The sequence below is a fragment of the Streptomyces californicus genome (genome assembly GCF_000717645.1).
Lineage (GTDB): Bacteria > Actinomycetota > Actinomycetes > Streptomycetales > Streptomycetaceae > Streptomyces > Streptomyces californicus.
Map to the genome: position 1 here is coordinate 44683 of NZ_JNZZ01000030.1, position 25177 is coordinate 69859.

Here is a 25177-nt window from a genome sequence, read left to right on the forward strand (position 1 = left end):
GCGGGCACGGACACCGGCACCGGCACGGACACCGGAACCGGCATGGGTGCGGGCCGGGCGGACCGCCGCCGGTTCACCGCTGCCGCAGCGCGAACCACAACTCCGTTCGTACGTCCATGTCGTCCAGGTCCTTCCCCAGCAACGCGCCGCACCGCCCGATGCGTTGGCGGACGGTGTTGCGGTGGACGCCGAGGGCCACCGCCGTACGGTCCCAACTCCCGTGCAGGGAGAGCCAGCAGCGCAACGTGTCGGCCAGCGGCGCGGTGAGCGGGGCGAGCAGGGTGCGGGCGTGGGCGGCCGCCCGCTCGGGCGGGACCAGGGCGGCGAGGCCGCTCGCCGGGGCGTCCACCGTCAGTGGCACCCGGGTCGCGCGTGCGTGGGCCAGGGCGCGGGCGGCCAGGGAGTCGGCCGCGCCGAGATCGGTGACGGGCACGGGCGCGGACGCCCCCAGCGTCCAGCCGGGCCGGGCGGTGAGCGGTGCGGCGTCCTCCCGGTACGGCAGCAGCAGGCGGACCGGGGCGTCGGAACCGCCGCCCGCGTCGAGCAGGGCCGTACTCAGCGACGTGCCCAGCGCCCCGGCCGCCAGAGCGTCCGCGGGGGCGCCGTCCGTCCTGCGGGCGTGGACCACCCTCCAGGAGCCCGAGCCCGAGCCCGAGCCCGAGCCCGAGCCCGAGCCCGAGCCCGAGCCCGAGCCGGGGTCAGGGCCAGGGCCGGAGCCGGAGCCCGAGCCCGGGCCCGAGCCGGGGACAGGGCCGGAGTCGGAGTCCGCCCCGCCCCCGTCGAGCAGTGGCGCCACCTCGGCCGGGGGCGCGCCGAGCAGCAGCCGTACCAGGGCCGCCGAGCGGTTCGCCGTGTCCGCGTTCTGGTGGGGCGCCGTCAGGAGGGACAGCAGGACCACCGCGACGCCCGCCACCGTGTGGTCGCCCGGCCCCCGCCGCCGGGTCGCCAGCGCCAGGGCCAGGTCCTCGCCGCCGCCCAGCGCGTACGCCGACAGACGGGTGTCGCCGTGCGCGTCGGTGGCCGAGGCGGGGGAGCCGGGCCGGGCGCGGGCCACCACCCCGGCCAGGCGGGTCAGCGCGGCCGCCGCCTCCGGGGTCACCTCACGGCCCGCCGCGCGCACCTCGTCACCCGCCGCCGTCAGCAGGGCCGCCCGGCCACCGAGCTGCGAGGCGAGCTGCTGGAGCACCGCCGGCACGGGGTCGGGGCGGGCCGCCGCCGTCGCCAGCGCCTGCTGGGCGCGGGTCACCCGGCGCAGCTCGCGGTGGCGCGCCTCGGCCATCAGCCGCCACACCGCCCGCGCGATCGCGGTGAACGGCGTCTGCGGCCCCACCTCCAGCAGCGGCAGCCCCTGCCGGTCGCACGCCTCGACCAGCCCCCGGGGCACCGCCTTGTGCACCGGCCGCACCCCGAAGCCCAACGCCGACGCTCCCGCCTCCACCAGCCGGGAGACGTAGTGGTCCGGGTCCGTGAGCAGCACCCCCGCCGTCAGCAGCAGCTCGCCGCCGAGAAGGTAGGGGTACGGATCGGCCATCTCCGAGGTGTGCACCCAGAGCAGCTCGGCGTCGGCCGGGCCCGCGATCCGGCGCAGGCCCAGCTCCTCCCTGGCCAGCAGCTCCGACAGGGCGACGGGCGGGGTCGGAGGCGCGGTCGGCGCGGTGGCGTCCGTGGGCGGTGGCGGCGGGAGCGTCATGGACGGTTCATCCGTTCGGGGTGGCGGAAGTGGAGCAAACGTACACTTCACTGGCGTCCCCGGGCCGCCTACCGTCGTCCTCGTACGTTCCGGGCATCCACCCGGCATCCCGGGGCGGCGACCCGCTTTCCCGCGGGTCACCCGTACACGTGACCCGTACGCCATCGCGATCAACCGCGCGAAGACGTAGGGAACCGCAGGAAACCGCACGAAGAAGGAAGGGCACACCCTCATGAGCAGCACCGAGTCGCCGCGCGGCCCCATCGACTCCTCCCGCATCCCGCGGTACGCGGGGCCCGCGACGTTCGCCCGGCTGCCCCGGCTCGACGAGGTCGGCCGTACCGACGTCGCCGTGGTCGGCGTGCCCTTCGACTCCGGCGTCTCCTACCGCCCCGGCGCCCGCTTCGGCGGCAACGCGATCCGCGAGGCGTCCCGGCTGCTCCGCCCGTACAACCCGGCCCAGGACGCCTCCCCGTTCGCCCTCGCACAGGTCGCCGACGCCGGGGACATCGCGGCGAACCCGTTCAACATCAACGAGGCCGTCGAGACCGTCGAGGCCGCGGCCGACGACCTGCTCTCCACCGGCGCCCGCCTGATGACCCTCGGCGGCGACCACACCATCGCCCTGCCCCTCCTGCGCTCCGTCGCCAAGAAGCACGGGCCCGTCGCCCTGCTCCACTTCGACGCGCACCTGGACACCTGGGACACCTACTTCGGCGCCGAGTACACCCACGGCACCCCGTTCCGCCGGGCCGTCGAGGAAGGCATCCTCGACACCTCCGCCCTCTCCCACGTCGGCACCCGCGGCCCGCTCTACGGCAAGCAGGACCTCACCGACGACGAGAAGATGGGCTTCGGCATCGTCACCTCCGCCGACGTCATGCGGCGCGGCGTCGACGAGATCGCCGACCAGCTCCGCCAGCGCATCGGGGACCGGCCGCTGTACATCTCCATCGACATCGACGTCCTCGACCCGGCGCACGCCCCCGGCACCGGCACCCCCGAGGCCGGCGGCCTCACCTCCCGCGAGCTGCTGGAGATCCTGCGCGGGCTGGCCTCCTGCCACCTGGTCTCCGCCGACCTGGTCGAGGTCGCGCCCGCGTACGACCACGCCGAGATCACCTCCGTGGCCGCCTCCCACACCGCGTACGAGCTGACGACGATCATGTCTCGGCAGATCGCGGCCGGGAGGGACCCCAAGTGAGCCACGACCACGACGACCGGCCGCGGCTCACCGCCGCCCAGGCCGCCGCCGTCCTGACCCCGCCCCCCGGCCGCAACGGCGGCGACCTCGTCGGCGAATCCCTCCAGGGCCTCGGCGCGACCACGGTGTTCGGACTCCCCGGCCAGCACGCGCTCGGCGTCTTCGACGCGGTGCGCCGCTCCTCCCTCCGGTACGTCGGGCTCCGCGTCGAGAACAACGCGGGCTTCGCCGCCGACGCGTACGGCCGGATCACCGGCGAGGTGGCCCCGCTCCTGCTCTCCACCGGGCCCGGCGCGCTCACCTCGCTCGCCGCGCTCCAGGAGGCGGCCGCCGCCTCCGCGCCCGTCCTCGCGATCGCCAGCCAGGTCCCCGCCGCCGGGCTCGGCGGCGGGCGGCACGGCTACCTCCACGAGCTGCGCGACCAGCAGGCGGCCGTCCGCGACATCGTGAAGTCCGTCCACACCGTGCGGACCGCGTCGCAGATCCCGTCCGCGATCGCCGCCGCCTGGGAGTCCGCCCTGTCCGCCCCGCACGGGCCGGTCTGGGTGGAGATCCCGCAGGACGTGCTGCTGGCCGAGACGGTCCTGCCGGTCGTCAGCGCCATGGACGCCAACCCGCGCGAGCTCTACCCGCGCCCCGAGCTGACGATCGCCGCGGCCCATCTGCTGTCGAACGCGGAACGCCCGGTGATCATCGCCGGCGGCGGAGTGGTCCGCTCCGACGCCTCCGGCAAACTGCGCGCCCTGGCCGAGAAGCTCGACGCGCCCGTCGTCACCACCTTCGGCGGCAAGGGCGCCTTCCCCTGGGAGCACCCGCTGTCGCTGCGCTCCTGGCTGGAGGACCGGCACACCACCGACTTCCTGGAGGACGCGGACGTCCTGCTCGTCGTCGGCTCGGGCCTCGGCGAACTCTCCTCGAACTACCACACCTTCCGCCCGCGCGGCCGGGTGATCCAGATCGAGGCGGACGCCGGGAAGCTGGAGTCCAACCACCCCGCGCTCGGCATCCACTCCGACGCCCGCGAGGCGCTGGCCGACCTCCTGGACGCCGTCGAGCGCCGTGAGGACCCGGACGCCGCCGACCGCGTGCGTACGGTGCTGGAGAAGGTACGGGTCCGGATCGACGCCCAGGACCTCGTCCTGGAGCAGCAGGTCCTCGCCGCCGTCCGTGAGGCGCTGCCCGCCGCCGCGCCCAGCTTCTGGGACATGACGATCCTCGCGTACTGGGCGTGGTCCGCGTTCGACGCGCGGCGCCCCAACACCATGCACTCCGCCCAGGGCGCGGGCGGCCTCGGATACGCCTTCCCGGCGGCCGTCGGGGCGGCGGTCGCCGATCCGACGAAGCCGGTGCTCGCGGTCTCCGGCGACGGCGGGGCGATGTACTCCATCGCGGAGCTGGCCACCGCCCGCCAGTACGACCTGCCGCTGACCTGGCTGATCGTCGACGACGGCGGCTACGGCATCCTGCGCGAGTACATGACGGACGCCTTCGGCGAGACCACCGGGACCGAACTGTCCCGTCCGGACTTCGTCGCGCTCGCCGAGTCCTTCGGCGTCCCGGCCGTCCGTACGACACCGGAGTCCCTCGCCGCCGATCTCGGCACGGCGCTGGCCGCCCCGGGGCCGTCCGTCGTCGTGCTGCCGGCCCTGCTCCGGATGTTCGAGCCGACGCATCTGTGAGCCGCGCGCGTGGTGGCCCGGCCCGCTGGGCCACCACGCACGGAGAGCGCGGGCTACCCCTGGGCCGCCTGCCGGGCCGGGGCCTCGTAGGGCTCGTCCTCCTTTTCGGGAGAGGCCGGTGCGGACGCCTCCGGTGTGTCGTTGTCGAGATCGGTGAACGTCACACGGATGCTGCTCCCGAACAGCTCCATCCAGAACTTCGCCTCCATGGCGCGGGCCAGCCGTGCCAGCAGGGGCACCGTGGGAACCGTGCCGCCGAGCTCCAGTTTCGAGACCTGCGGCTGTGTCATACCGGCGCGTCGGGCCAGCTCGGTCTGTGAGAGGCCGAGGGCGACCCGGCGGTCGTACACGGCCTGTCCGAGGTCGAACGCGAGGGAGATCTCCTCGCGAAGCCGCTCCACCTCGGGGCCCTCGGCGATCCCCCGCGCGACCTTCTCGTCGCGTGCGAGCTTCCAGCGTGCGTGGCTGGCCATTACCGCTTCTCCTTCTCCTCGTCGACTGTGCGCGTGTACACGTCATGAGCCGCTCGGTGCTCGGTCTCGCACAGCACTTTGGCGCGCTTGGCGCGAGCGATCTCGGCAGTCTCCCGCCGTCGGGTCTTGCGGAAGACGGTAAGCAGGACGATCCGCCGATCCGGCGCGAGCCAGTAGGGAATCCGAGTGGCGTGCCCGGACCGCCCGAGGCTGAACCGAAGCTCGCGGACACCGTCGCCGAGGTGCCGGGAGTACGGCTCCCCCAAGGTCGTGGGGTGTTCCCGCAGCAGGTCGGCCACGTGCTCGACCACGAGGAAGTCGCGGAGCGAAAGGTTCATCAGCCACAGTCGAACCTCGGGTTCGATCTCGATCACATAGGGTGTTTCCATATATCGGAACGTATAGATGCTTCAGTGTATATGGCTTGCCCTCTTCGCGCAGTCACCTGAAAGAGTGATCAGCCCCTTCGGTGTTGCCGCCCCGCTTTGTTGCGGAGGGATGAAATCCGGTCGCAGCCGTGTTGCCGCCTCCGGACGACCCGACCGGAACCGGCCGACCGGACCGCACGACCGGACTGCTCGACCGCCGCTGTCCGGCGGCGACCGGCGGCCGGGCCGGGCCGGGCCGTCGAACCATCGAGTCATCGAGCCATCGAGACCACCGAGCCGAACGGGAGGCGACGCGTGACGGGCGCAGAACGACAGGGGTGGGGCCGGCGGCTGACCGGGTACGCGTGGCGGTACCGGCGCAACGTCGTGCTCGCCCTCGGCTCGTCCCTCGCCGGCATGGCCGTGATGGCCCTCGTCCCGCTGATCACCAAGGTGATCATCGACGACGTGGTCACCGACCACACCCGCTCCCTCGCCGTGTGGACCGGACTGCTCGTCGGCGCGGCCGTCCTCGTCTACGTCGCCACCTACATCCGCCGGTACTACGGCGGCCGGCTCGCCCTGGACGTCCAGCACGATCTGCGTACGGACATGTACGCGACGATCACCCGGCTCGACGGGAAGCGTCAGGACGAGCTGTCCACCGGGCAGGTCGTCGGCCGCGCCACCAGCGACCTCCAGCTGATCCAGGGGCTGCTGTTCATGCTCCCGATGACCATCGGGAACGTGCTGCTCTTCCTCATCTCCCTGGTGATCATGGCGTGGCTCTCCCTCCCGCTCACGCTCGTCGCCCTCGCCGTCGCCCCCGCCCTCTGGTTCATCGCCCGCCGTTCCAAGGCCCGCCTCTTCCCCGCCACCTGGTACGCCCAGAGCCAGGCCGCCGCCGTCGCCGGCGTCGTGGACGGGGCCGTCTCCGGGGTCCGGGTCGTCAAGGGGTTCGGCCAGGAGGACCAGGAGACCGGCAAGCTCCGCGAGGTCGGGCGGCGCCTCTTCGCCGGGCGGCTGCGCACCATCCGGCTGAACTCCCGCTACACGCCCGCCCTCCAGGCCGTGCCCGCGCTCGGCCAGGTCGCCATGCTCGCGCTCGGCGGCTGGCTGGCCACCCGGGGCGAGATCACGCTCGGCACGTTCGTCGCCTTCTCCACCTACCTGGCCCAGCTCGTCGGCCCGGTCCGGATGCTCGCCATGGTCCTCACCGTCGGCCAGCAGGCCCGCGCCGGCGTGGAGCGCGTCCTGGAGCTCATCGACACCGAGCCCTCCATGAAGGACGGCACGAAGGAGCTGCCCGCCGACGCCCCGGCCGGCATCGAGTTCGACGACGTACGGTTCGGCTACGGTCCCGACCGCCCGGCCTCCGCCGCCGACGAGGGCCCCGGGAGCAAAGCCTCCGAACGCCCCGTCCTCGACGGGTTCTCGCTCACCGTCGAACCCGGCGAGACCGTCGCCGTCGTCGGCGCGTCCGGCAGCGGCAAGTCCACGCTCTCCCTTCTGGTGCCCCGCTTCTACGACGTGTCCCACGGGGCCGTCCTCGTCGGTGGCCGCGACGTCCGCGAGCTGACCCAGGCGTCCCTGCGCTCGGCGATCGGGCTGGTCCCCGAGGACAGCTTCCTGTTCTCCGACACCGTCCGCGCCAACATCGCGTACGGCGTCCCCGACGCCACCCAGGAGCAGATCGAGCGGGCCGCCCGCGCCGCCCAGGCGCACGGCTTCATCTCCGACCTGCCCGACGGGTACGACACCACCGTCGGCGAGCACGGCCTCACCCTCTCCGGCGGCCAGCGCCAGCGCGTCGCCCTCGCCCGCGCCATCCTCACCGACCCCCGGCTCCTCCTCCTCGACGACGCGACCTCCGCCGTCGACGCCCGCGTCGAGCACGAGATCCACGACGCCCTCAAGCGGGTGATGGCGGGCCGCACCACCCTCCTCATCGCCCACCGCCGCTCCACCCTCCAGCTCGCGGACCGCATCGCCGTCCTGGACGGCGGGAAGCTCGCCGCGCTCGGCACCCACGAGGAGTTGGAGCGCACCTCGCCCCTCTACCGCAGGCTGCTCACCGACCCCGACGAGCTGGGCGGCGCCTCGCCCGGCCACCGGCCGGCGCCGACCGCGGCGGACCCCGGGGACGACCGCATGCTCCAGGAGGAGCTGGACGCGGAGTTCGACGCCGAGCGCGGCATCACGCCCGCGCTGTGGATCCGCGAGGAGGAGGAGCGGGACGCCACCGTCGCCGGCATGCCCGCGACGCCCGAACTCCTCGCCCAGGTCGAGGCGCTGCCCCCGGCCACGGACACCCCCGAGGTCGACGAGACCGCCGCCATGCGCCCGGAGGAGTCCTACGGTCTGCGGCGGCTGGTGCGCGGCTTCGGGGCCGTCCTGCTGCTGAGCTTCGGCCTGGTCGCCGTGGACGCGGGCATGGGCCTGCTGCTCCCGGTCCTCATCCGGCACGGCATCGACGAGGGCGTCACTCAGCTCTCGCTCGGCGCGGTGTGGGCGGCCTCCGCGATCGCGCTCGTCGTCGTGCTCGTCCAGTGGGCGGCCCAGACCGGCGAGATCCGGATGACCGGCCGGACCGGCGAGCGCATGCTCTACTCGCTCCGGCTCAAGATCTTCGCCCAGCTCCAGCGCCTCGGTCTCGACTACTACGAACGCGAGCTGACCGGCCGGATCATGACCCGGATGACGACGGACGTGGACGCGCTCTCCACGTTCCTGCAGACCGGTCTGGTCACCGCGTTCGTCTCGGTGGTCACCTTCTTCGGGATCATGGTCGCCCTGCTCGTCCTGGACCTCCAGCTCGCCCTGGTCGTCTTCGCCACCCTGCCCGTGCTGATCATCGGCACGGTCTTCTTCCGGCGCAGCAGCGTCAAGGCGTACGAACTGGCCCGGACCCGCATCAGCGCGGTCAACGCCGACCTCCAGGAGTCCGTCGCCGGTCTCCGGATCGTCCAGGCGTTCGGCCGCGAGCACGACGGAGCCGTCCGCTTCACCGAGCGGAGCGACAGCTACCGCCAGGCCCGGGTGCGCGGCCAGTGGCTGATCTCCGTCTACTTCCCGTTCGTCCAGCTCCTGGCCTCCGTCGCCGCGGCCGCCGTCATGATCGTCGGCGCGGGCCGGATCGATGACGGCACGCTGACCACCGGCGCCCTGGTCGCCTACCTCCTCTACATCGACCTCTTCTTCGCCCCCGTCCAGCAGCTCTCCCAGGTCTTCGACGGCTACCAGCAGGCCACGGTCTCGCTCGGCCGCATCCAGGAGCTGCTGCGCGAGCCCACCTCGACCGCCGACCCGGACGAACCGCGCGACGTGCTCTCCCTGCGCGGCGAGATCGCGTTCGAGGACGTGTCGTTCGCGTACGGGGACGACGAGGAGGCCCTGACCGGTGTGGACCTGCGCATCCCGGCCGGGCAGACGGTGGCGTTCGTGGGGGAGACGGGCGCCGGGAAGTCGACCCTGGTCAAGCTGGTCGCCCGGTACTACGACCCCACCGGCGGCCGGGTCACCGCCGACGGGGCCGACCTGCGCACCCTCGACTCGACCGCCTACCGGCACCGGCTCGGCGTCGTCCCGCAGGAGGCGTACCTCTTCGCCGGCACCGTGCGCGACGCCATCGCCTACGGGCGGCCCGACGCCACCGACGCCCAGGTCGAGGCGGCGGCCCGCGCGGTCGGCGCGCACGAGATGATCGCCACGCTGGAGGGCGGCTACCTCCACGAGGTCGCCGAGCGCGGCCGCAACCTCTCCGCCGGCCAGCGCCAGCTCGTCGCGCTGGCCCGCGCCGAGCTGGTCGATCCGGACATCCTGCTCCTGGACGAGGCCACCGCCGCGCTGGACCTCGCCACCGAGGCCCTGGTCAACCAGGCCACCGACCGGCTGGCCGGCCGCCGCACCACCCTGGTCGTCGCCCACCGGCTGACCACCGCGGCCCGTGCCGACCGCGTGGTGGTGATGGACCACGGGCGCGTCGCCGAGGACGGCACGCACGACGAGCTGCTGGCCCTGGGCGGACGGTACGCCCGGCTGTGGCGCACGTTCATAGGGGAGGACGAGCCGGTGACGGTCGTCGGCTGAGGGGAGGCGGCCGGTCCCGCCCCGGCCGTGCAACCTCTCACGGCGTTTCTGCGTCGTAGCCGGAGACGCGGGAGTGCGTACAGACGTCAGGTGGGGGCGAAGGTGTTCGACTGGGCTGCGGGGCCACCGGGGTGGAGAGCCGTCACCGGCGGGGGAGCGACGGCCGGACGCCCCGACTCCGCCAGGCCCCACCCCGCCCGGCCTGACCACGACCGTTCCGAGCCCACCCGACCTGACTCCGCCCGGTCCGGCCCCACCGGCTCCCGGAGGCGGAGGCTCGTGGTCCGCGTTCTCGTGCTCCCCCTCCTGGCCGGGCTCGTGCCCCTCCTCGCCGCCCCCGGCGCCGCGCACGCCGCGGCCGGCTGCTCCGGTCGCCCCGCGAAGACCGTCGAGTTCTCCACCGGGGAACTGCGCGTCTACAAGAGCCGCTCCCAGGCGTGCGCCGTGACCGTCGCCAAGAAGCCCGGCAAGCGGAGGACGATGAGCGTCACCCTCCAGGCGCGCGGCGGACGCGCCGTCACCGACAAGGGCGCGTACACGAAGATGGCCGGTCCGGTCACGGTCAGCGCGCTGAACCGCTGCGTCCGGGCCACCGGTGCGATCGGCAAGAAGTCCGCCTCCACCGGATGGATTCTCTGCTGACACGGGCAACCGGGTCTGGCGTGGCGTGTGTTGCCCCGATAAGTTCACGGCGACTGTTGTGAATCAAGGGGAGGGTGCATGCGCAAGGCGCTCACAGGGGTTCTCTCGCTCGCCGTGCTCATAGGCACGGTCGGAGCCGCGGGAGCCTCGGCCGGTGCGGCCACCGCCGCGGAACCGGCCGCGAAGCGGAACAGTGCCGCCGCCGGCGGCGAAGCGAGCAACGAGGACATCAAGGACCGCATCCTGGCGATCCCGGGGATGAGCCTGATCGAGGAGAAGCCGTACGCGGGCTACCGCTACTTCGTCCTCAACTACACCCAGCCGGTCGACCACCGGCGCCCGTCCAAGGGCACGTTCCAGCAGCGCCTGACCCTGCTGCACAAGGACGTGAGCCGCCCGACGGTCTTCTTCACCAGCGGCTACAACGTCTCCACCAACCCCAGCCGCAGCGAGCCGACGCAGATCGTCGACGGCAACCAGGTCTCCCTGGAGTACCGCTTCTTCACCCCGTCGCGCCCGGCCCCGGCCGACTGGTCCAAGCTGGACATCTGGCAGGCCGCCAGCGACCAGCACCGGGTGTTCACCGCGCTCAAGAAGATCTACGGCAAGAAGTGGCTGGCCACCGGCGGGTCCAAGGGCGGCATGACCGCCACGTACTTCGAGCGCTTCTACCCGAAGGACATGGACGGCGTCGTCGCCTACGTCGCGCCCAACGACGTGAACAACAAGGAGGACTCGGCGTACGACCGGTTCTTCCGCGACGTCGGCACCAAGGAGTGCCGCGACAAGCTGGCCGGGGTGCAGCGCGAGGCGCTGATCCGGCGGGCCCCGCTCCAGAAGAAGTTCAAGGAGCAGGCCGCGGCCAACGGCTGGACGTTCAACACCGTCGGCTCCCTCGACCGCGCCTACGAGGCCACGGTCATGGACTACGTGTGGGCGTTCTGGCAGTACAGCCTGCTCGCCGACTGCGCGGACATCCCGGCCGACGCGAAGAAGGCCGCGGACGACGACATCTGGAACTCCGTCGACGGCATCTCCGGCTTCTCGGCCTACGCCGACCAGGGTCTGGCGACGTACACCCCGTACTACTACCAGGCCGGTACGCAGCTCGGGTCGCCGGACATCAAGCAGCCCTGGCTCGGCAACCTGAGCCGCTACGGCTACCAGCCCCCGCGCAACTTCGTGCCGCGCTCCATCCCCATGAAGTTCGACCGGGGCGCGATGCGGGACATCGACCGCTGGGTCAAGCACAACGCCCGGCAGATGATGTACGTCAACGGCGAGAACGACCCGTGGAGCGCGGAGCCGTTCCGCCTCGGCCACGGCGCGCGGGACAGCGCGGTCTACACCGTCCCCGGCGGCAACCACGGCTCCAAGGTCTCCGGTCTCCCCGAGGCCCAGAAGGCCGCGGCCACCGCCGCGATCCTGCGCTGGGCGGGCGTCGCCCCGGCCGCCGTCGAGGCGGACCCGGCGAAGGCCGAGCCGCTGGCGAAGTTCGACAGTCGGCTGGACCGCCGCAACGGCGAGGTCGAGCGCGACGAGGCGACCCTGCGCCCGTAGGCGGGTGAGCGGGGGAGCACCGCGGGCCGGTGCTCCCCGTGGAGAACGCCCGGTTCCGGGACCCGCGGGTCCCGGAACCGGGCGTCGTCGTCTCCGCCGGTCTCCTGCGGCCCCGTCAGGCGGCCTCGGCGGGCGCCGGCTCCTCCACGGTGCGGGAGTTCGTGAGGCTCAGCGCGCCGATCGTGGCGATCAGGCCCACGGCGACGGCTAGCACGGCGTAGGCGATCCGCTCGCCGTGGAAGAACGAGGCCACCAGGCCGTCGCTCCACACGCCGGCCGGGAGGTGGGTGGTGACCAGGGCGGCGATCAGCGTGCCGACGGCGGCGGTGCCGACGCTGGTGCCGACCTCCTGGGCGGTGTCGTTGAGCGCGGTCCCCATCGAGGTGCGGTTGGCCGGCATCGCGTCGACGAGGGCGACCGCGCAGATCGTCATGACGGTCCGCAGGCCGATCGTCATGAGCACCATGCAGAGCGCGATGGCCAGGTAGCCGTGCTCGACGCCCCAGGACAGTCCCGCCAGCGCCGCGGCCAGGCAGCCCGCGCCCACCAGGCAGGCGACGCGGTGGCCGTAGCGGCGGGCCAGCCCCTCGGACAGGGGGGTGGCGAGCAGCATGGTCACGATGAGCGGCAGGTTGGCGAGGCCGGCCCGGACGGGGCTCCAGCCGTACGCGTACTGGAAGTGGAGGATGAGCCCGAACATCACGCCGGCCATCGCGATGGACGTGCCGATCTGCGCCACGGCGGCCCCGCGGACCGTGCCGTCGGAGAACAGGCGGAGGTCCAGCATGGGGGCCGGGCTGCGGCGCTCGTGGAGGACGAAGGCGATCGCGGCGACGACCGCGCCCGCCACCGAGCCGATGGTGGGGACGGAGAGCCAGCCGTTCTCGACGCCGCTGGTCAGCGCGTAGCAGCCGAGTCCGATGGTGGCGACGCTGAGCGCCGCGCCCGGCACGTCGAGCCGGTCGCGGGTGAGGTCCTCCGGCCGGTCGGCGGGGACGCCGAGGCGGACCCCGATCCAGGCGATGACGGCGATCGGCGCGTTGACGACCAGCAGCCACTCCCAGCGCACATGGGCCAGGGCGGTGCCGCCGATCAGCGGTCCGAGGATGAAGCCGGACATGCCGACGACGATCATCACCGTCATGGCGCGCATGCGCAGCGCCTTGTCGTCGAAGAGGCGGAAGACCAGGGAGTTCGTGATCGGGGCCATCGCCGCAGCGGCGATGCCGAGCAGGGCGCGCAGAGTGATCAGCTCACCCGTGGTCGTCACCCACACGGCGCACAGGCTCAGCGCGCCGAACACGGCCAGCCCGACGAGCAGGACGCGGCGGCGGCCGAGCCGGTCGGCCAGGGAGCCGGCGGTGAGCAGCAGACCGCCGAAGGTCAGCGAGTACGCGCCGGTGACCCACTGGAGGGCGGTGGTCCCGCCGCCGAGGTCGCGCCCGATGGTGGGCAGCGCGATCGACAGAAGGGTGTTGTCGACCATCTCCACGAAGAAGGCCAGGCAGAGCGCGGCCATCGGGATCCACGCGGCGCGCAGGGAGGGATATGTACGGGAAGCGGGGGGTTTCAGCATCGCGGTCGTCATGGCGGCGCTCCTTTCCATCGAACGCCGCTCGATTATCGAACGGTGTTCCATGGGGTACGATAGAACGGCGTTCGATAGAGATGCAAACGAAGGGCGGAAGGGCATGCCGCGCCACCAGGACCGCGCCGCCGGGGGCCGCCGCCGCGCCTCGCACTCGATGGAGTCGGTGCTCACCGAAGCGGTGGTGCTGCTGGATGAGGCCGGTCCCTCGGCGCTGACGTTCCGGGCGCTCGCCCAGCGCCTCGGCGGCGGGGTGGCCAGCATCTACTGGTACGTCGCGAGCAAGGACGAACTGCTCGACCGCGCCACCGACCACGTGATCGGCGGCGTCCTCGCCGACATCGACGCGATCGAGCCGGGCGACGACCCGATCGACGACCTCCGGGCGATCTCGCTGGCCCTGTTCGACGCGATCCTCGTGCGGCCGTGGCTCGGGAACTACTTCATGCGCAACACCGACGTCCAGGGCAACTGCCTGCGCCTCTACGAGAAGCTCGGGCAGCCGACCCTGCGGCTGAAGCTCACCGCCCGCCAGCGGTTCCACGCCGTCTCGGCGATCTCGACCGTCGTCGTCGGCTCGGCGGTCGACCTCGGGCAGGAGCCGCCCGCCGAGGTGCTCGACGGCGCCGTCGGCCGCGACGAGTTCTTGAGCCGCTTCACCGCCACCTGGCGGGAGCTGGACCGCGACGCGTACCCCTTCGTGCATGAGATCGTCGACGAGTTCGACGGCCACGACGACATCGACCAGTTCCGCGCCGCGCTGGACCTGACCCTGGCGGGAATCCGCCTCCAGGCCGGCGCCTGAACGGTCCGCCCGGGCGCGCGTACGCCGCCGGGGACGCGTACGCCGCAGGGCCTCGGGCCCTCCGCACGGGCCCTCGGTCCGCGTACGTAGCCGGGCCACGGGCGTTCCGTGCCGGTCCCGCCCGGCCGCGCGCCGCTACCAGCCGGAGGAGCGGCGCGCGCATCCCACCGGTTTCGCGCCGCGCAGGGAGACGTACAGCTCGGTGTCGTCCGGGCACTGCGCCCGCCGTCCCACCGCCGACTCCACCCGGTAGCGCGGGGCGCGTCCGCCCGCGTCCGCGCAGGCGGTCTCCGTCACCTCGCCGTCTCCGGCCGCCGTGACGCAGTCGCCGACCACGGTGAGCGGGCCGCCGCCCTGTCCCGGATCGCCCGGATGCGGCGGCCTCAGATTGCGCATGCAGGCGTATCCGGTGGTGAGCCGGGAACGGGCCCCGGCCCCCGTCTCGGACACGTGCAGCACGAAGTCGGTGGCGGCCGGGCAGACCGGCCCCGTGGCGGCGGTGCCGAGATGCCGGGCGAGCACGGTCGCCACGGCCTTCTCGCTGCGGCAGAACACCTCCCGGATCTCCGGTCCGCGCGAGCTGCAGTCGCCGGGCCCGAGGAACACCACGCCGTACGGGGTGGGCTCGGCCCGTCCGGGGGAGGGCCGCCCCCGGTCGTCGGCAGTCGTAGGGTCCGGCCCCTGGCAGCCCGACAGCAGCAGGGCGGCCAGCGTCACCAGCAGCGGCAGCAGGAGGGCGCGCGGGCGGGCCCGTGGATGGGCTCGCGGGAGGCTCCGGGGCGGCGGGCGCCGGGGCCCCGGGGAAACGTGATCGTCCATGCAGTGACCCCCGATACGTCCTTCAAGACGTACACCTGGCGTGGCCCGCCGGGGCGGGGCCACGCCAGGTGCCCGGGATGCTTCGCGCAACCGGTGGGGTGCCGGGGCCGTACGGTCGCCGTAGGGCTAGTACGACAGTCCGTGGCCCACCGGATACAGCACCTGCGTCGGATCGTCCGCGCGCTGCACCGGAACCGGGAGGGTGCCCTCCGGCTCGGCACGGCCCGCGATCACCCGGGCGGCGGCGCGCAGTTCGACGTCGATCCAGGAGTACGCGGCGAGGCTCGCCGCGACGCCGGCGCCGGTGAGGTGCGCGACGTCGTACGGGTTGCGGATCGCGACCGTGATCACCGGGACGCCGGTCGCCACGAGCGCGGTCACCAGGGTGCGCTGCGAACTCGTCGCCGTGACGTTGTACGTCGCCACGATCACCGCGTCCCGGCCCCGGGCGGCGGCCACCGCCTCGTCGATCTTCGCCTGCTTCGGGGCCGTACCGGTGGACAACGCCTGGGCGCTGAAGCCCAGTTCTCCGAAAGCCTTGGCCAGGACGGTGGTCGGCGGGCCCGTCGTGCCCGAGGGGGACGCCGGATCGGCCCCCACCACCAGCAGGGAACGGTGGGTGCGGCGGGAGAGCGGCAGCAGCGAGCCCGGGTTGTCGAGCAGGGTCGTCGTGCGCTCGGCGATCCGGTCGGCGGCGGCCAGGTGGGCGCGGCTGCCGACCGTGCGGTCGACGCCTCCGTGGGTGACGAACGGGTCCCGGAACAGGCCCAGTCCGCTCTTGAGCCGCAGGATGCGCAGGATCGACTCGTCGATCCGCGCCTCGGTGAGCTCGCCGTCGCGCACCGCCTTCAGCACCGCGTTCCAGGCGACGGAGAGGTTCGGCGGGTTGAGGAGCTGGTCCGCGCCCGCCCGCAGCGCGAGGACCGGCACCCGGTCGTCGCCGTACTTCGTGCGCACCCCCTGCATGGCGAGCGAGTCGGTGACCACCACCCCGTCGTAGCCCAGCTCCTCGCGGAGGATGCCGGTGAGGATCGGCCGGGAGAGCGTGGCCGGGTCCCCGGACGGGTCGAGGGCCGGGACCACGATGTGCGCGGTCATGATCGAGTCGATCCGGGCCCGGACCGCCGCGCGGAACGGCGGGGCGTCCAGCTCCTCCCACTGCGCGCGGGTGTGGTTGATGACCGGGAGCCCGGTGTGGCTGTCGACGTTGGTGTCGCCGTGGCCGGGGAAGTGCTTGGCGGTCGCCGCGATGCCCGCGCCCTGGTAGCCCTTCACCTGCGCCGCGACCAGGTCGGCCACCGCGTCGGGGTCGGAGCCGAAGGACCGCACGCCGATGACCGGGTTGGCCGGATTGACGTTGACGTCGGCGTCCGGCGCGTAGTTCTGGTTGATGCCGACCGCGGCCAGTTCCGCGCCCGCGATCCAGGCCGCCCGGCGGGTGTCGGAACGCGAGGCGCCCGCGCCCAGGGCCATCGCGCCCGGCAGCAGGGTGGCGGGTGCGCCGAGCCTGCAGACGATGCCGTGCTCCTGGTCGGTGGAGACGATCAGCGGCACCCGGGAGCGCTCGGCGAGTGCGGCGTGCTGGAGGCCGTTGGAGAGGTCCGCGATCTGGTGCGGGTCACGGGTGTTGCGCGCCCAGGTGAAGTAGATGATGCCGCCGACGTGGTACTTCGCGATCAGTTCGGCGGCGGTGCGGACCCCGATCTCCTTGAGGTTCTCGTCGATGTCGACCTGGTCGGGCTCGGTGGCGGAGTGCCCGTAGACCCGCATCACGAACAGCTGGCCGACCTTCTCCTCAAGGCTCATGCCGGCGATGATCCGCCGGAGCCGGCTGTCGGTGGAGGCGTTCGTCGTGTGAGCGGAGGCGAGGGCGGGGGTGGCGGCGAAGCCGCCGGTGGCCGCGGCCGCGGCGGTGGCCGCCGTGGCGGTGAGGAGGGTGCGTCTTGAGGTGCGGTGGGGCACGTGAGCTCCTTCCCGGGGGTGAAAGAAACTTCCAAGGAAGTACGCTTATCCGGAAAGTAACTACCGGTCAAGAGGGCGGGCCGACGCGGGGGTCGCACGCGGCCGAAAGAGTCCGTGTACCGGATGTACCGGATGTACCGGATGCGCCGGATTCGTCCGCAGGCTACGCCAGGCCCGCCGCCGCGCCGTGGGCCCGCAGCGCGTCCACCGCCGCCGTGATCGCCGGCCGACGGGCCGCCTCCGTACGCCACAGTGCGTACAGCCGCCGCTCCGGCACCGGGTCCAGCCGGATGGCCGCCACCCCCGCCGGGAGTGGCCCCCGACCCAGCCGGGGCATCATCGCGATGCCCAACCCTGCTGCCACCAGCGCCAGTTGGGTGTGGTGCTCCTCCGCCCGGTGGCGGATGTCGGGCTCGCACCCCGCCGTGCGCAGCGTCCGTACGAGCCAGTCGTGGCACACCGTCCCCGGCGGCTGGCAGATCCACCGCTCCCGCGCCAGCTCCTCGCGCCGCACCCCGTCCCGCCCGGCCAGCGCGTGCCCCTCGGGGACCAGCAGGTCGCACCGGTCGAGCCCGATCACCGCCTGCGCCAACCCTTCCGGCGCGGGCAGCGGGGCGATGTCCCAGTCGTGCGCCACCGCCAGATCGACGACCCCCTTCGCGGCCAGGTCCACCGACAGATGCGGGTCCACCTCGTCCAACCGCACGTCCAGCGCCGGGTGTTCACGGCTCAGCCCGGCCAGCACCCCCGGCAGCAGCCCGCGCGCGGCGGAGGCGAACGCGGCGATCGTCAGCCGGCCCGTCGGCAGCCCCCGGCGCTCCTCCAGCTCCGTCTCGGTCTGCTCCATGATGGCCAGCAGCCGCTGCGCCGCGCCCACCAGGTGCAGCGCCTCCTCGGTCAGCGACACCCCGCGCCCGCGCCGCTCCAGCAGGGTGGTCCGGGTCTCCCGCTCCAACTTGGTGATCTGCTGGGAGACGGCGGACGGGGTGTAGCCGAGGGCGGTCGCCGCGCCCGCGACGGAACCGTGGACGGAGACCGCGTGCAGGGCGCGCAGCCGGGACAGATCGAGCACGGTGACCTCACTCCTCGCGGCGGCCGACCCGCCGTTTCCTCGCCGCATCGTTCAGCGGTGCTGAATCCCACCATGAAGAAGTCCGCGCTGGTGCTGCACGGTCATCCTGCTGAATGCTCACCGCATGCGTCCACGCCATATCGCCCTGGCCGTGCTCGTCGCGGCGCTCTGGGGTGTGAACTTCGTCGTGATCGAGCTCGGGCTCGGCTACTTCCCGCCGCTCCTCTTCTCGGCCCTCCGCTTCCTGGCCGCCGCCGTGCCCGCGATCTTCCTCCTCGGCCGTCCGTCGGTGGCCTGGAAGTGGGTCGTGGGCGTCGGACTGGTCCTGGGGGTCGGCAAGTTCGGGCTGCTGTTCATCGGCATGGACCAGGGGATGCCCGCCGGGCTCTCCTCGCTGGTCCTCCAGGCCCAGGCCGTCTTCACCGCCCTGTTCGCCGCCCTCGCCCTCTCCGAACGTCCCGGCCGGGTCCGGCTGGCGGGCATGGCCGTCGCGCTCGCGGGCATCGGGGTGGCCGCCGTGGACGAGGGGGCGGGCGGCCCGGTCCTCGCGTTCGTGCTGGTCGTCGGGGCGGCCGCCTGCTGGGGCGTGTCCAACGTGCTGACCCGCCGGGCCGCACCGGCGGACGCGCTGACCTTCATGGTCTGGGTCTCGGCCGTGCCGGTGCTGCCGCTGCTCGCCCTGTCCCTCCTCTTCGAGGGCCCGGACCAGGGCATGGCTGCGCTCGCCGCACTCGACTGGAGCGGGGCGGGGATCATCCTGTACGTCGCGTGGATCAGCACGGTCTTCGGCTTCGGCGCCTGGGGCTTCCTGCTCCGCCGTTACCCGGCCTCGTCCGTGGCGCCCTTCACCCTGCTCGTCCCCGTCTTCGGGATGTCGTCGGCCGCGCTGGTGCTCGGCGAGGGCGTGAGCTCGCTGCGGTGGTGCGCGGCGGCCCTGCTGGTGGGCGGGGTGGCGCTGACCTCGGGCGTCGGCGGACGGGCCCGGAGGACGACCGCCGCGCCCGCTCCCGTGGATACGGAGGCCGCCGCGCCCGCCGCCGCGCGTACGGAGGTCGCCGCGCCCGCCGTCGATGCGCCCGCCGCCGTGCATACGCAGGCCGCCGCGCCCGTCCTCGTACGTCCGAAGGCCGGCGCGGCCGTCAGCGGTCCCGCTTCCGCTCCCACTACTGCTTCGGGGCGCCGATCCGCAGCAGGTGCTCCCGGCCCGCGCCCAGCAGGCCCGGCAGCTCCGTCGCGTCCGGGTGCCAGCGCTTCTCGTACTCCCAGCACACCCACGTCTGCGGATCCAGCCGGTCCACGCACCGGTCCAGCGGCAGCACCCCGGAGCCCAGCGGCAGCGGAGTGAGGTCGTCCGCCGACGCCACGTCCTTCACCTGGACGTAGCCCAGGTGCGGGGCGAGCACCGCGTGGCTGGCCACGGGCTCCTCACCGGCGAGCCAGGTGTGCAGGACGTCCCAGATCGCGCCGACCCGGGGGTGCCCCACCGTGGCGACGACCCGGGCCGCGTCGACGCCCGCGCGGTGCGAGTCATGGGTCTCCAGCAGGATGCTCACGCCCAGGTCGGCGGCGGCCGGAGCCGCCGCCCCGAGCCGCCTGGCCGCCGTCGCGTCGGCGGCGTCCTGGTCCTGTTCACCGCCGCCGGGGAAGACCCGGACGTACGAGGCGCCCAGGTCCCGGGCGAGCTTCAGCAGCTCGGACAGCTCCGCGAGGACCGGCTCGTCCTCCCCCTCGGCGGCCACCCGGACATACCCGGCCAGGGCCACGATCTCCACCCCGGCGGCCTTGAACGCCTCCACCACGTCGGCCCGCTCCAGCGAGGAGAGCCCCAGGTGGACGGGCTCCTCGGGGTGGACGCGCAACTCCACCCCCTGGTAGCCGTTCCCGGCGGCGAGCCGGACGACCTCGGCGACCGGAACCCCCGGCACCCCGAGCGTGGAGAAAGCGAGCTTCATCGTGCGTGTCCTTCCTTCGTGCCGACGCCCCGCTCCTGCCCGGCGGGCCCGTGGCTACTCCCGTACGGGCACCGGTCCGGCCCCGCCCGGAAGCGCCGAACGGAACCCGGGACGCCCTCGCCGGGGAGCGTACGGCGCGCGTACGGCGCGGCCCGCCTCAGCCGACGCCGCGCAGCAGCCGCTCCAGGCTACCGAGCAGCCGCAGCGCGTCCTCGCGCCGCGCCCCCTCCAGGGCCGGCCCGCCGAACACGGCGTGCTCCTCGGCCTCCCGCACCCGCTCGGGGGTGATCACGCGGAGCGCGGCGGCAGCCTGCCGGGCGAACATCGCGAGCAGATCCAGCTCGCGCACCCCCGACCGGGCCTGCGGGGAGGGGTCAAGCACCTCCAGGACGCCCAGCACGCGGGCGTCGCTGATGAGCGGGGCGGCCATCAGCGAGTTCGGAACGTACGCGGTCGACTCCGCCAGCGAGCGGTCGAAGGACGGGTCGTCGCTCAGGTCGTCCACCACCATCGGCTCGCCGGAGGTCGCGACCCAGCCGGCGATCCCCCGCCCCGCCGGGAAGCGGCGGCCCACGAGGAACTCCTCGCCCTGCCCGGAGACCGCCTGGAAGACCAGCTCGTCCGCCTCCTCGTCGAGCAGGAAGACCGAGCTGGCCTCGGCCCCGAAGATGGCGCGGGCCACGTCGACCACCGACTGGAGCAGCTCGCCCCGAGAGGCGTCCGCGACCGGGGCGGCGGTGGGGGAGAGGGAGGAGGACAGGGCGGAATCAGTTCTCGGAGTCATCACGGATATCTCCTGCCGCAGTGGTAGGACGCGGCACGTGGCGCACATTGGCCGCGGACAGATAGAGGGCGTTCTTGAGCTGGAAGGCCGTCATCCGCGGGTGCGCGGACAGGACGCGGGCGCACAGCCCGGCGACGTACGGCGTGGCGAAGCTGTTCCCCGTGGTGCGGATGGTCCGGCCGCCGAGCCAGGGCACGGACACGTTCTGGCCCGGCCCGAAGAACTCCACCGGGGGGTCCGGGTTGTAGAGGTGCAGTTCGGGGTCGTCCTCCTGGTGGCTGCCCACCGAGATCACCGAGGCGAACCGCCACGGGAAGCTCTCCACCGGGGTGTTGTGGGCGGAGGCGACGATCACCGTACGGGCGAAGTAGGCGCTGTCGGCCAGGTTGTGCAGCTCCTGCGCGAACCGGGTGCGGGTCGTGGACAGGCTGAGGTTGACGACGTCGAAGCGCTGCTCCACCGCCCAGCGCAGCCCGGCCATCAGGATGTCGCCGGTGCCGGAGAACCGTTCGCCGAGCACCCGCACGCTGTGGATCTCGCACTCCGGGGCGGTCCGCCGGACGATCCCCGCGCACGCCGTCCCGTGGCCGCAGGTGTCGCCGGTGGTGGTCGGCTCGACGGTGATCGCGCCGCTCTCCCCGTCCTTGACGACCACCCACGAACCGGCCAGCGGGCCGACCAGCGGATGGTCCCGCTCCACGCCCGAGTCCACGACGCAGACGCGGACGCCGCGCCCGGTGGCGGACCCGACCGGACGGCCGAGCGGAGGCCCGGCGTCCGCCAGCACCGGCACGTCGTCCGGCCCGCGCCCGCGCAGACTCCAGGTCAGCCCCTGCCCGGGGGCGGTGCGGGACGCGGCCGGGGCGGGAGGGGCCGCGCTCTCGGCTGTACGGGCCCCGCTCGCGGTTGTACGGGTCGTGCCCTCAGCTGTACGGGTCCCGCCCCCGGTTGTACGGGTTCCGCTTCCGGTTGTACGGGTTTCGGCGGGGTCCGTCCGGGGGCGGCCCGGCCCCGTCCGTGCCCGTTCCGGTTCCGTGGTAGTCATCGACCGGCTCCTCTCCTCGTCGTGACCGGCGGCCGGGCCGGGTCCGCGAGGAACCCGGCGGCCCGGTGCGCCCCCGGCAGATGGCCCTTGCCCGTGTAGTGCGCCTCGGCGGCCCGCGCCGACGCCTCGGCCTCCGGCAGCCGGCCCAGCGCGGCGAGCGTGTGCGCCCGGTCCAGCTCGGCCGCCGCCTGCACCAGCGGCGAATCGGTGAGCAGCGAGGCCCGGACCGTCTGCTCCGCGAGGCCGGCCGCCTCGCCGGGCCGGTCCGGCGCCGCCAGCCGGGCCCTCATCCCCGCCAGGTCCACCGCGTCGGCGCGGCTCAGCCCCGAGGTGTCCCCGACGCCGGCCAGCCGGGCCGCCGCCCGGCCGGGCCGGCCCTCGTCCAGCTCCAGCCGGGCCGCGTCCAGGGCCACCGCCGTCCGCATCCCGGCGGCTCCGGTGCGGCGGGCCGCCGCGTCCGCCCGGTCGAGCAGCTCCAGCGCGGCGGCGCTGTGGCCGCTCAGCGCCGCCACCGTCGCCCGGAACACCGGCAGGAACACCTCCGCCTCGGCGAACCCCAGCTTCCCGGCCAGCCGTTCCGCCTCGGCCAGGCAGCCGTACGCGTCCTCCGTCCGGCCCTGGAGCGCGTACAGCACCGCCAGCGGGCAGTTGAGCGTGACCCGGACCGTGGGCCGACCCGCGCCGTGCGCCGCCAGCAGGGTCCGGCAGCGGATCACCGCCGCTGGCACCGGGACGGGCCCGCGCCACAGGGAGATGCCGATCGCGCCGAGCGCCCCGGCCCGTTCCGGTTCCGCCCCGGCCAGCACCGCGTGCTCCAGGGCCCGCGCCTGGTCCCGCTCCGCCTCCTCGTGCCGGCCGGACCGCTGGAACTGCTGGGCGAGCCGCAAGTGGGCCCGGGCCCGGCCCACCGAGTCCCCGGCCGCCTCGAACACCGGGAGGACGGTGCGGGCCACCGCGGCGGGGCCCGGCCCGGGGCCGCCCGGGTCGAGCACCGAGAGCGCCAGCCGGGCGTGCGCCGCCTCCACCTCGTCGGCCCCCAGGTCCCGTACGGACCGCAGCAGTTCGGCCCCCTCGGCGATCCGGCCGAGCGCCACCCGTACCTCGCCCAGCCGCCGTGTCGCCTCCGGTTCGCCGGGGCACAGGTCCACCGCCCGCTCCAGCAGGCCGTGCGCCCAGTGCAGGTCGGACCGGGCGGCGGCCTGCGCCCCGGCCCGGCCCAGCGCGGCGGCGGCCCGCTCGCGCAGCCGTCGCGCCCGGTCGTCCAGCAGCCCCAGCTCGGCCCGGTAGCGGTAGGCGCGCTCCAGATGGCCGCCGACCGCGCCGTCGCCGCCGCGCAGCACGCTCGGCAACTCGGCGGCCCACGCGTGGCGTTCGGCCTTGGACCGCTTGGAGAGCGAGGCGTAGGCGACCTCGTGCACCAGTCCGCTGCTGAACCGGTAGGCCGCCTCGTCCACCCCGCTTCCGAGCGGGCCCGACTCCACCAGGCGGCGGCTGCCCAGCAGCTCCAACGCCGTCTCGAACGAACGCTGTGGGGCGGGGCCCGTGCCGGTGGATCCGGCGGTCGCCTCTCCCGCGCCGCCCGTACGGTGCTCACCGGTCCGTACGGACTGCTCCAGCCGGGCCAGCTCCCGCGCGGTGAACTCCCGACCGATCACCGCCGCCAGATCCACCACCTCGCGCTCGGTCCGGGCCAGCGCCCCGATCCGCGCGCCCAGGAGTGCCTGGAGCGTGGGCGGCAGCTCCTCGTCGCCGGTTCCTCCGGCCCGCTCCGTACGGTCGCCGACCAGGAGCTGCTCCAGATAGAGCGGGTTGCCCCCGGCCCGCGCCAGAAGGCCTCCCTCGTACGTGAGTTGAGGTGCGGAGCGGGTTCGGTGGGCGGCGTCCGCCGGGTCCGGGCCGCCGTCCGGGCCGACCAGGGCGGCGGCGAGCCGGGCCGCCTCCTCGTGCGAGAGGCCGGTGAGCTGGAGCCGCCCCGCGCCCGGCGGGAGCCCCTCGTCCCCGGAGGCCCGGCCGCTCTCCTCGGGGCCGTCCGGCCGTCCCGCGCAGAGCACCAGGACACCGGGGCACCCCGCACCGTCCGTCAGCCGGCGCACGGTGCGGACCAGCAGCGGGGCCGCCGCGTGCCAGTCGTCCAGCACCAGCACGACCGGGCGGCGGCGGGCCGCCCGTTCCAGGACCGAGGTCAGGGCCGCGCACATGTCCTCGAACGGCGCGTTCGGCGTACCGTCGCGCAGCAAGCCCTCGGAGAGCAGGGTCATCGCGTCGTCCACGGCCAGTCCCTCGGCCGCCGGTCGCCCGGCCTCTGTCCCGGCCCCCGGACCGCCCTCGTCGGCGGCGCCGACGCCGGTCGCGGTCATCAGCGACCGCACCGCGTCGGCCAGCGGGGCGAGGGTGCCGTGGTCCCCGTAGCTGCGGCACCGCCCCGCCCCGTACACCAGCGCTCCGGACGCCGACCGCTGTGCCAGCCACTCCCGTACGAGCCGGGTCTTGCCGATGCCCGCCTCGCCGGTGACCCGCAGCAGCTCGGCCGCGCCCCCGCGCACGGCCTCCTCCAGTGCGGCGTCCAGGGCCCGCCGCTCGCCCGCGCGCCCGACGAACGGCACGTCGAAGCGGCGCAGCAGCTCGGGGTCGTCCGCGCCGACGGCGAGCAGCCGGTACGCCTCCACGCTGTCCCGCTTGCCCTTCAGCCGCAGCGGCCCGGTGGGCTCGGCGCTCACCGTGGGACCGGCGGCGAGCAACGTCTGCGGGCCGATCAGGATCTCCCCCCGGCCCGCGTTCTGCTCCAGCCGGGCGGCGATGTTGACGGTCTCCCCGGAGACCAGGGCCTGCCGGGCGGTCCGGTCCGAACCCGCCACCACCTGACCGGTGTTGATCCCGATCCGGGTGGCCAGCTCGATGCCCAGCGTGGCGTTCAGCTCCTCGTTCAGCCGGGCCAGGGCGCGCCGCATCCCGAGCGCCGCCGCCAGCGCCCGCCGGGCGTCGTCGTCCCGGACCACCGGAACGCCGAACACGGCCATCACCGCGTCCCCGATGAACTTCTCCGGCGTGCCGCCGCGCGCCGTGATCTCCGCGCTCATCGCCTCGAAGTACCGCAGCGTCACGGCCCGCAGGGTCTCCGGGTCGAGCACGCCGGACAGGGCGGTGGAGCCCACCAGATCGCAGAAGAGCACGGTCACGGGCTTGCGTTCGTCCGCCGGCGGGGGCGCGGCGGGGGCGGGGACCGGGGCGGCGGTCGCGGCGGTTCCGGCGGCTGCGCACGGTGTCCCGCAGGACGAGCAGAACCGGGCCGTGGGCGGCAGATCCTGCTGGCACGAGAGGCAGTTCATGGCGGGTCCTTCTCTCCCGTAGGCCGTGCGGTCGGGGGTTGGCGGGGCGCGGGTCGCGCGGGTCGCGGCCGGGCGTGGAGCGGTGCGGGGAGGGCGTGGCGGCGGGGGCGCGGAGGGGG

General features: G+C 74.1%; 17 protein-coding genes and 1 pseudogene. 7 read left to right on the top strand and 11 right to left on the bottom strand.

The genetic code is table 11. From position 1 onward, the window contains the following. Positions 1-73: 73 nt before the first annotated feature. On the bottom strand, positions 74-1690 hold the full coding sequence (locus IF19_RS0129860; RefSeq protein WP_030290186.1) for a PucR family transcriptional regulator: 1617 nt from the start codon (positions 1688-1690) through the stop codon (positions 74-76). A 232-nt stretch (positions 1691-1922) separates the two neighbouring features. Between IF19_RS0129860 and speB the strand changes: the two genes are divergently transcribed. After that, positions 1923-2894, top strand: a complete 972-nt coding sequence (gene speB / locus IF19_RS0129865; RefSeq protein WP_030113069.1) for an agmatinase — start codon at positions 1923-1925, stop codon at positions 2892-2894. Next, entirely contained in the window at positions 2891-4573 is a 1683-nt protein-coding gene (locus IF19_RS0129870; protein ID WP_030113068.1) for a thiamine pyrophosphate-binding protein, read from the top strand. The genes speB and IF19_RS0129870 overlap by 4 nt, the downstream gene beginning before the upstream one ends. 53 nt (positions 4574-4626) lie before the next feature. Here IF19_RS0129870 and IF19_RS0129875 read toward each other — a convergent pair whose 3' ends face one another. After that, the gene (locus tag IF19_RS0129875; RefSeq protein ID WP_030277509.1) at positions 4627-5046 is read right to left on the bottom strand and encodes a helix-turn-helix domain-containing protein; all 420 of its coding nucleotides are present in this window, start codon (positions 5044-5046) and stop codon (positions 4627-4629) included. Beyond that, positions 5046-5435 carry a type II toxin-antitoxin system RelE/ParE family toxin gene (locus IF19_RS0129880; RefSeq protein ID WP_030113066.1) on the bottom strand — a complete coding sequence of 130 codons (390 nt, stop codon included), beginning with the start codon at positions 5433-5435 and terminating at the stop codon, positions 5046-5048. Before IF19_RS0129880 ends, IF19_RS0129875 begins: the two co-directional genes overlap by 1 nt. Positions 5436-5729: 294 nt before the next feature. Between IF19_RS0129880 and IF19_RS0129885 the strand changes: the two genes are divergently transcribed. The 3 genes from IF19_RS0129885 (at position 5730) to IF19_RS0129895 (ending at position 11705) form a co-directional block, all read left to right on the top strand. Continuing rightward, a complete protein-coding gene (locus IF19_RS0129885) occupies positions 5730-9503 on the top strand; it encodes an ABC transporter ATP-binding protein (protein ID WP_030277511.1) in 3774 nt (1257 codons plus the stop codon). Positions 9504-9782: 279 nt separating this feature from the next. Beyond that, positions 9783-10145, top strand: coding sequence for a hypothetical protein (locus tag IF19_RS0129890; RefSeq protein WP_030113062.1), 363 nt, complete (start codon positions 9783-9785; stop codon positions 10143-10145). Positions 10146-10223: 78 nt separating this feature from the next. Then, entirely contained in the window at positions 10224-11705 is a 1482-nt protein-coding gene (locus IF19_RS0129895) for a S28 family serine protease (RefSeq protein WP_030113061.1), read from the top strand. Positions 11706-11820: 115 nt separating this feature from the next. Here IF19_RS0129895 and IF19_RS0129900 read toward each other — a convergent pair whose 3' ends face one another. Then, complete coding sequence (locus tag IF19_RS0129900) at positions 11821-13293, bottom strand: MFS transporter (RefSeq protein ID WP_030193453.1); 1473 nt, start codon at positions 13291-13293, stop codon at positions 11821-11823. 157 nt (positions 13294-13450) lie between these two features. Between IF19_RS0129900 and IF19_RS0129905 the strand changes: the two genes are divergently transcribed. After that, on the top strand, positions 13451-14098 hold the full coding sequence (locus tag IF19_RS0129905) for a TetR/AcrR family transcriptional regulator (protein ID WP_030193455.1): 648 nt from the start codon (positions 13451-13453) through the stop codon (positions 14096-14098). Between the two features lie 135 nt (positions 14099-14233). On the opposite strand, the gene IF19_RS0129910 is transcribed toward IF19_RS0129905, so the two are convergent. The 3 genes from IF19_RS0129910 to IF19_RS0129920 all read right to left on the bottom strand — a co-directional run bounded on the left by IF19_RS0129910 (position 14234) and on the right by IF19_RS0129920 (position 17951). Beyond that, positions 14234-14917 carry a hypothetical protein gene (locus tag IF19_RS0129910; RefSeq protein ID WP_032748287.1) on the bottom strand — a complete coding sequence of 228 codons (684 nt, stop codon included), beginning with the start codon at positions 14915-14917 and terminating at the stop codon, positions 14234-14236. A gap of 126 nt (positions 14918-15043) precedes the next feature. Continuing rightward, positions 15044-16879: a glycoside hydrolase family 3 protein gene (locus tag IF19_RS0129915; RefSeq protein WP_030193458.1), complete on the bottom strand. Its 1836-nt coding sequence runs from the start codon at positions 16877-16879 to the stop codon at positions 15044-15046. 163 nt (positions 16880-17042) lie between these two features. Further along, a complete protein-coding gene (locus IF19_RS0129920; protein ID WP_030113054.1) occupies positions 17043-17951 on the bottom strand; it encodes a LysR family transcriptional regulator in 909 nt (302 codons plus the stop codon). Positions 17952-18075: 124 nt separating this feature from the next. Between IF19_RS0129920 and IF19_RS1000000136595 the strand changes: the two are divergent. Continuing rightward, positions 18076-18993: pseudogene (locus IF19_RS1000000136595) on the top strand (EamA family transporter); the annotation flags it as partial. Between the two features lie 121 nt (positions 18994-19114). Here the strand turns inward: IF19_RS1000000136595 and IF19_RS0129930 are convergent. The 4 genes from IF19_RS0129930 to IF19_RS0129945 form a co-directional block, all read right to left on the bottom strand. After that, the gene (locus tag IF19_RS0129930; protein ID WP_030113052.1) at positions 19115-19903 is read right to left on the bottom strand and encodes a sugar phosphate isomerase/epimerase family protein; all 789 of its coding nucleotides are present in this window, start codon (positions 19901-19903) and stop codon (positions 19115-19117) included. A gap of 157 nt (positions 19904-20060) precedes the next feature. Then, a complete protein-coding gene (locus tag IF19_RS0129935; protein ID WP_030113051.1) occupies positions 20061-20687 on the bottom strand; it encodes a GAF domain-containing protein in 627 nt (208 codons plus the stop codon). Then, entirely contained in the window at positions 20671-21516 is an 846-nt protein-coding gene (locus IF19_RS0129940; RefSeq protein WP_050493934.1) for a S8 family peptidase, read from the bottom strand. Before IF19_RS0129940 ends, IF19_RS0129935 begins: the two co-directional genes overlap by 17 nt. A gap of 212 nt (positions 21517-21728) precedes the next feature. After that, positions 21729-25058 (bottom strand): adenylate/guanylate cyclase domain-containing protein, encoded by a 3330-nt coding sequence (locus IF19_RS0129945; protein ID WP_030277515.1) that lies wholly within the window; start codon positions 25056-25058, stop codon positions 21729-21731. Between the last annotated feature and the right edge of the window lie 119 nt (positions 25059-25177).

Bases quoted from the DNA above. Each gene is read 5' to 3' on its own strand.
- IF19_RS0129905 (WP_030193455.1), top strand. From the start codon at position 13,451: ATGGAGTCGGTGCTCACCGAAGCGGTGGTGCTGCTGGATGAGGCCGGT.
- IF19_RS0129895 (WP_030113061.1), top strand. From the start codon at position 10,224: ATGCGCAAGGCGCTCACAGGGGTTCTCTCGCTCGCCGTGCTCATAGGC.
- IF19_RS0129910 (WP_032748287.1), bottom strand. From the start codon at position 14,917: ATGGACGATCACGTTTCCCCGGGGCCCCGGCGCCCGCCGCCCCGGAGC.
- IF19_RS0129875 (WP_030277509.1), bottom strand. From the start codon at position 5,046: ATGGCCAGCCACGCACGCTGGAAGCTCGCACGCGACGAGAAGGTCGCG.
- IF19_RS0129930 (WP_030113052.1), bottom strand. From the start codon at position 19,903: ATGAAGCTCGCTTTCTCCACGCTCGGGGTGCCGGGGGTTCCGGTCGCC.
- IF19_RS0129935 (WP_030113051.1), bottom strand. From the start codon at position 20,687: ATGACTCCGAGAACTGATTCCGCCCTGTCCTCCTCCCTCTCCCCCACC.
- IF19_RS0129860 (WP_030290186.1), bottom strand. From the start codon at position 1,690: ATGACGCTCCCGCCGCCACCGCCCACGGACGCCACCGCGCCGACCGCG.
- IF19_RS0129880 (WP_030113066.1), bottom strand. From the start codon at position 5,435: ATGGAAACACCCTATGTGATCGAGATCGAACCCGAGGTTCGACTGTGG.
- IF19_RS0129945 (WP_030277515.1), bottom strand. From the start codon at position 25,058: ATGAACTGCCTCTCGTGCCAGCAGGATCTGCCGCCCACGGCCCGGTTC.
- speB (WP_030113069.1), top strand. From the start codon at position 1,923: ATGAGCAGCACCGAGTCGCCGCGCGGCCCCATCGACTCCTCCCGCATC.
- IF19_RS0129900 (WP_030193453.1), bottom strand. From the start codon at position 13,293: ATGACGACCGCGATGCTGAAACCCCCCGCTTCCCGTACATATCCCTCC.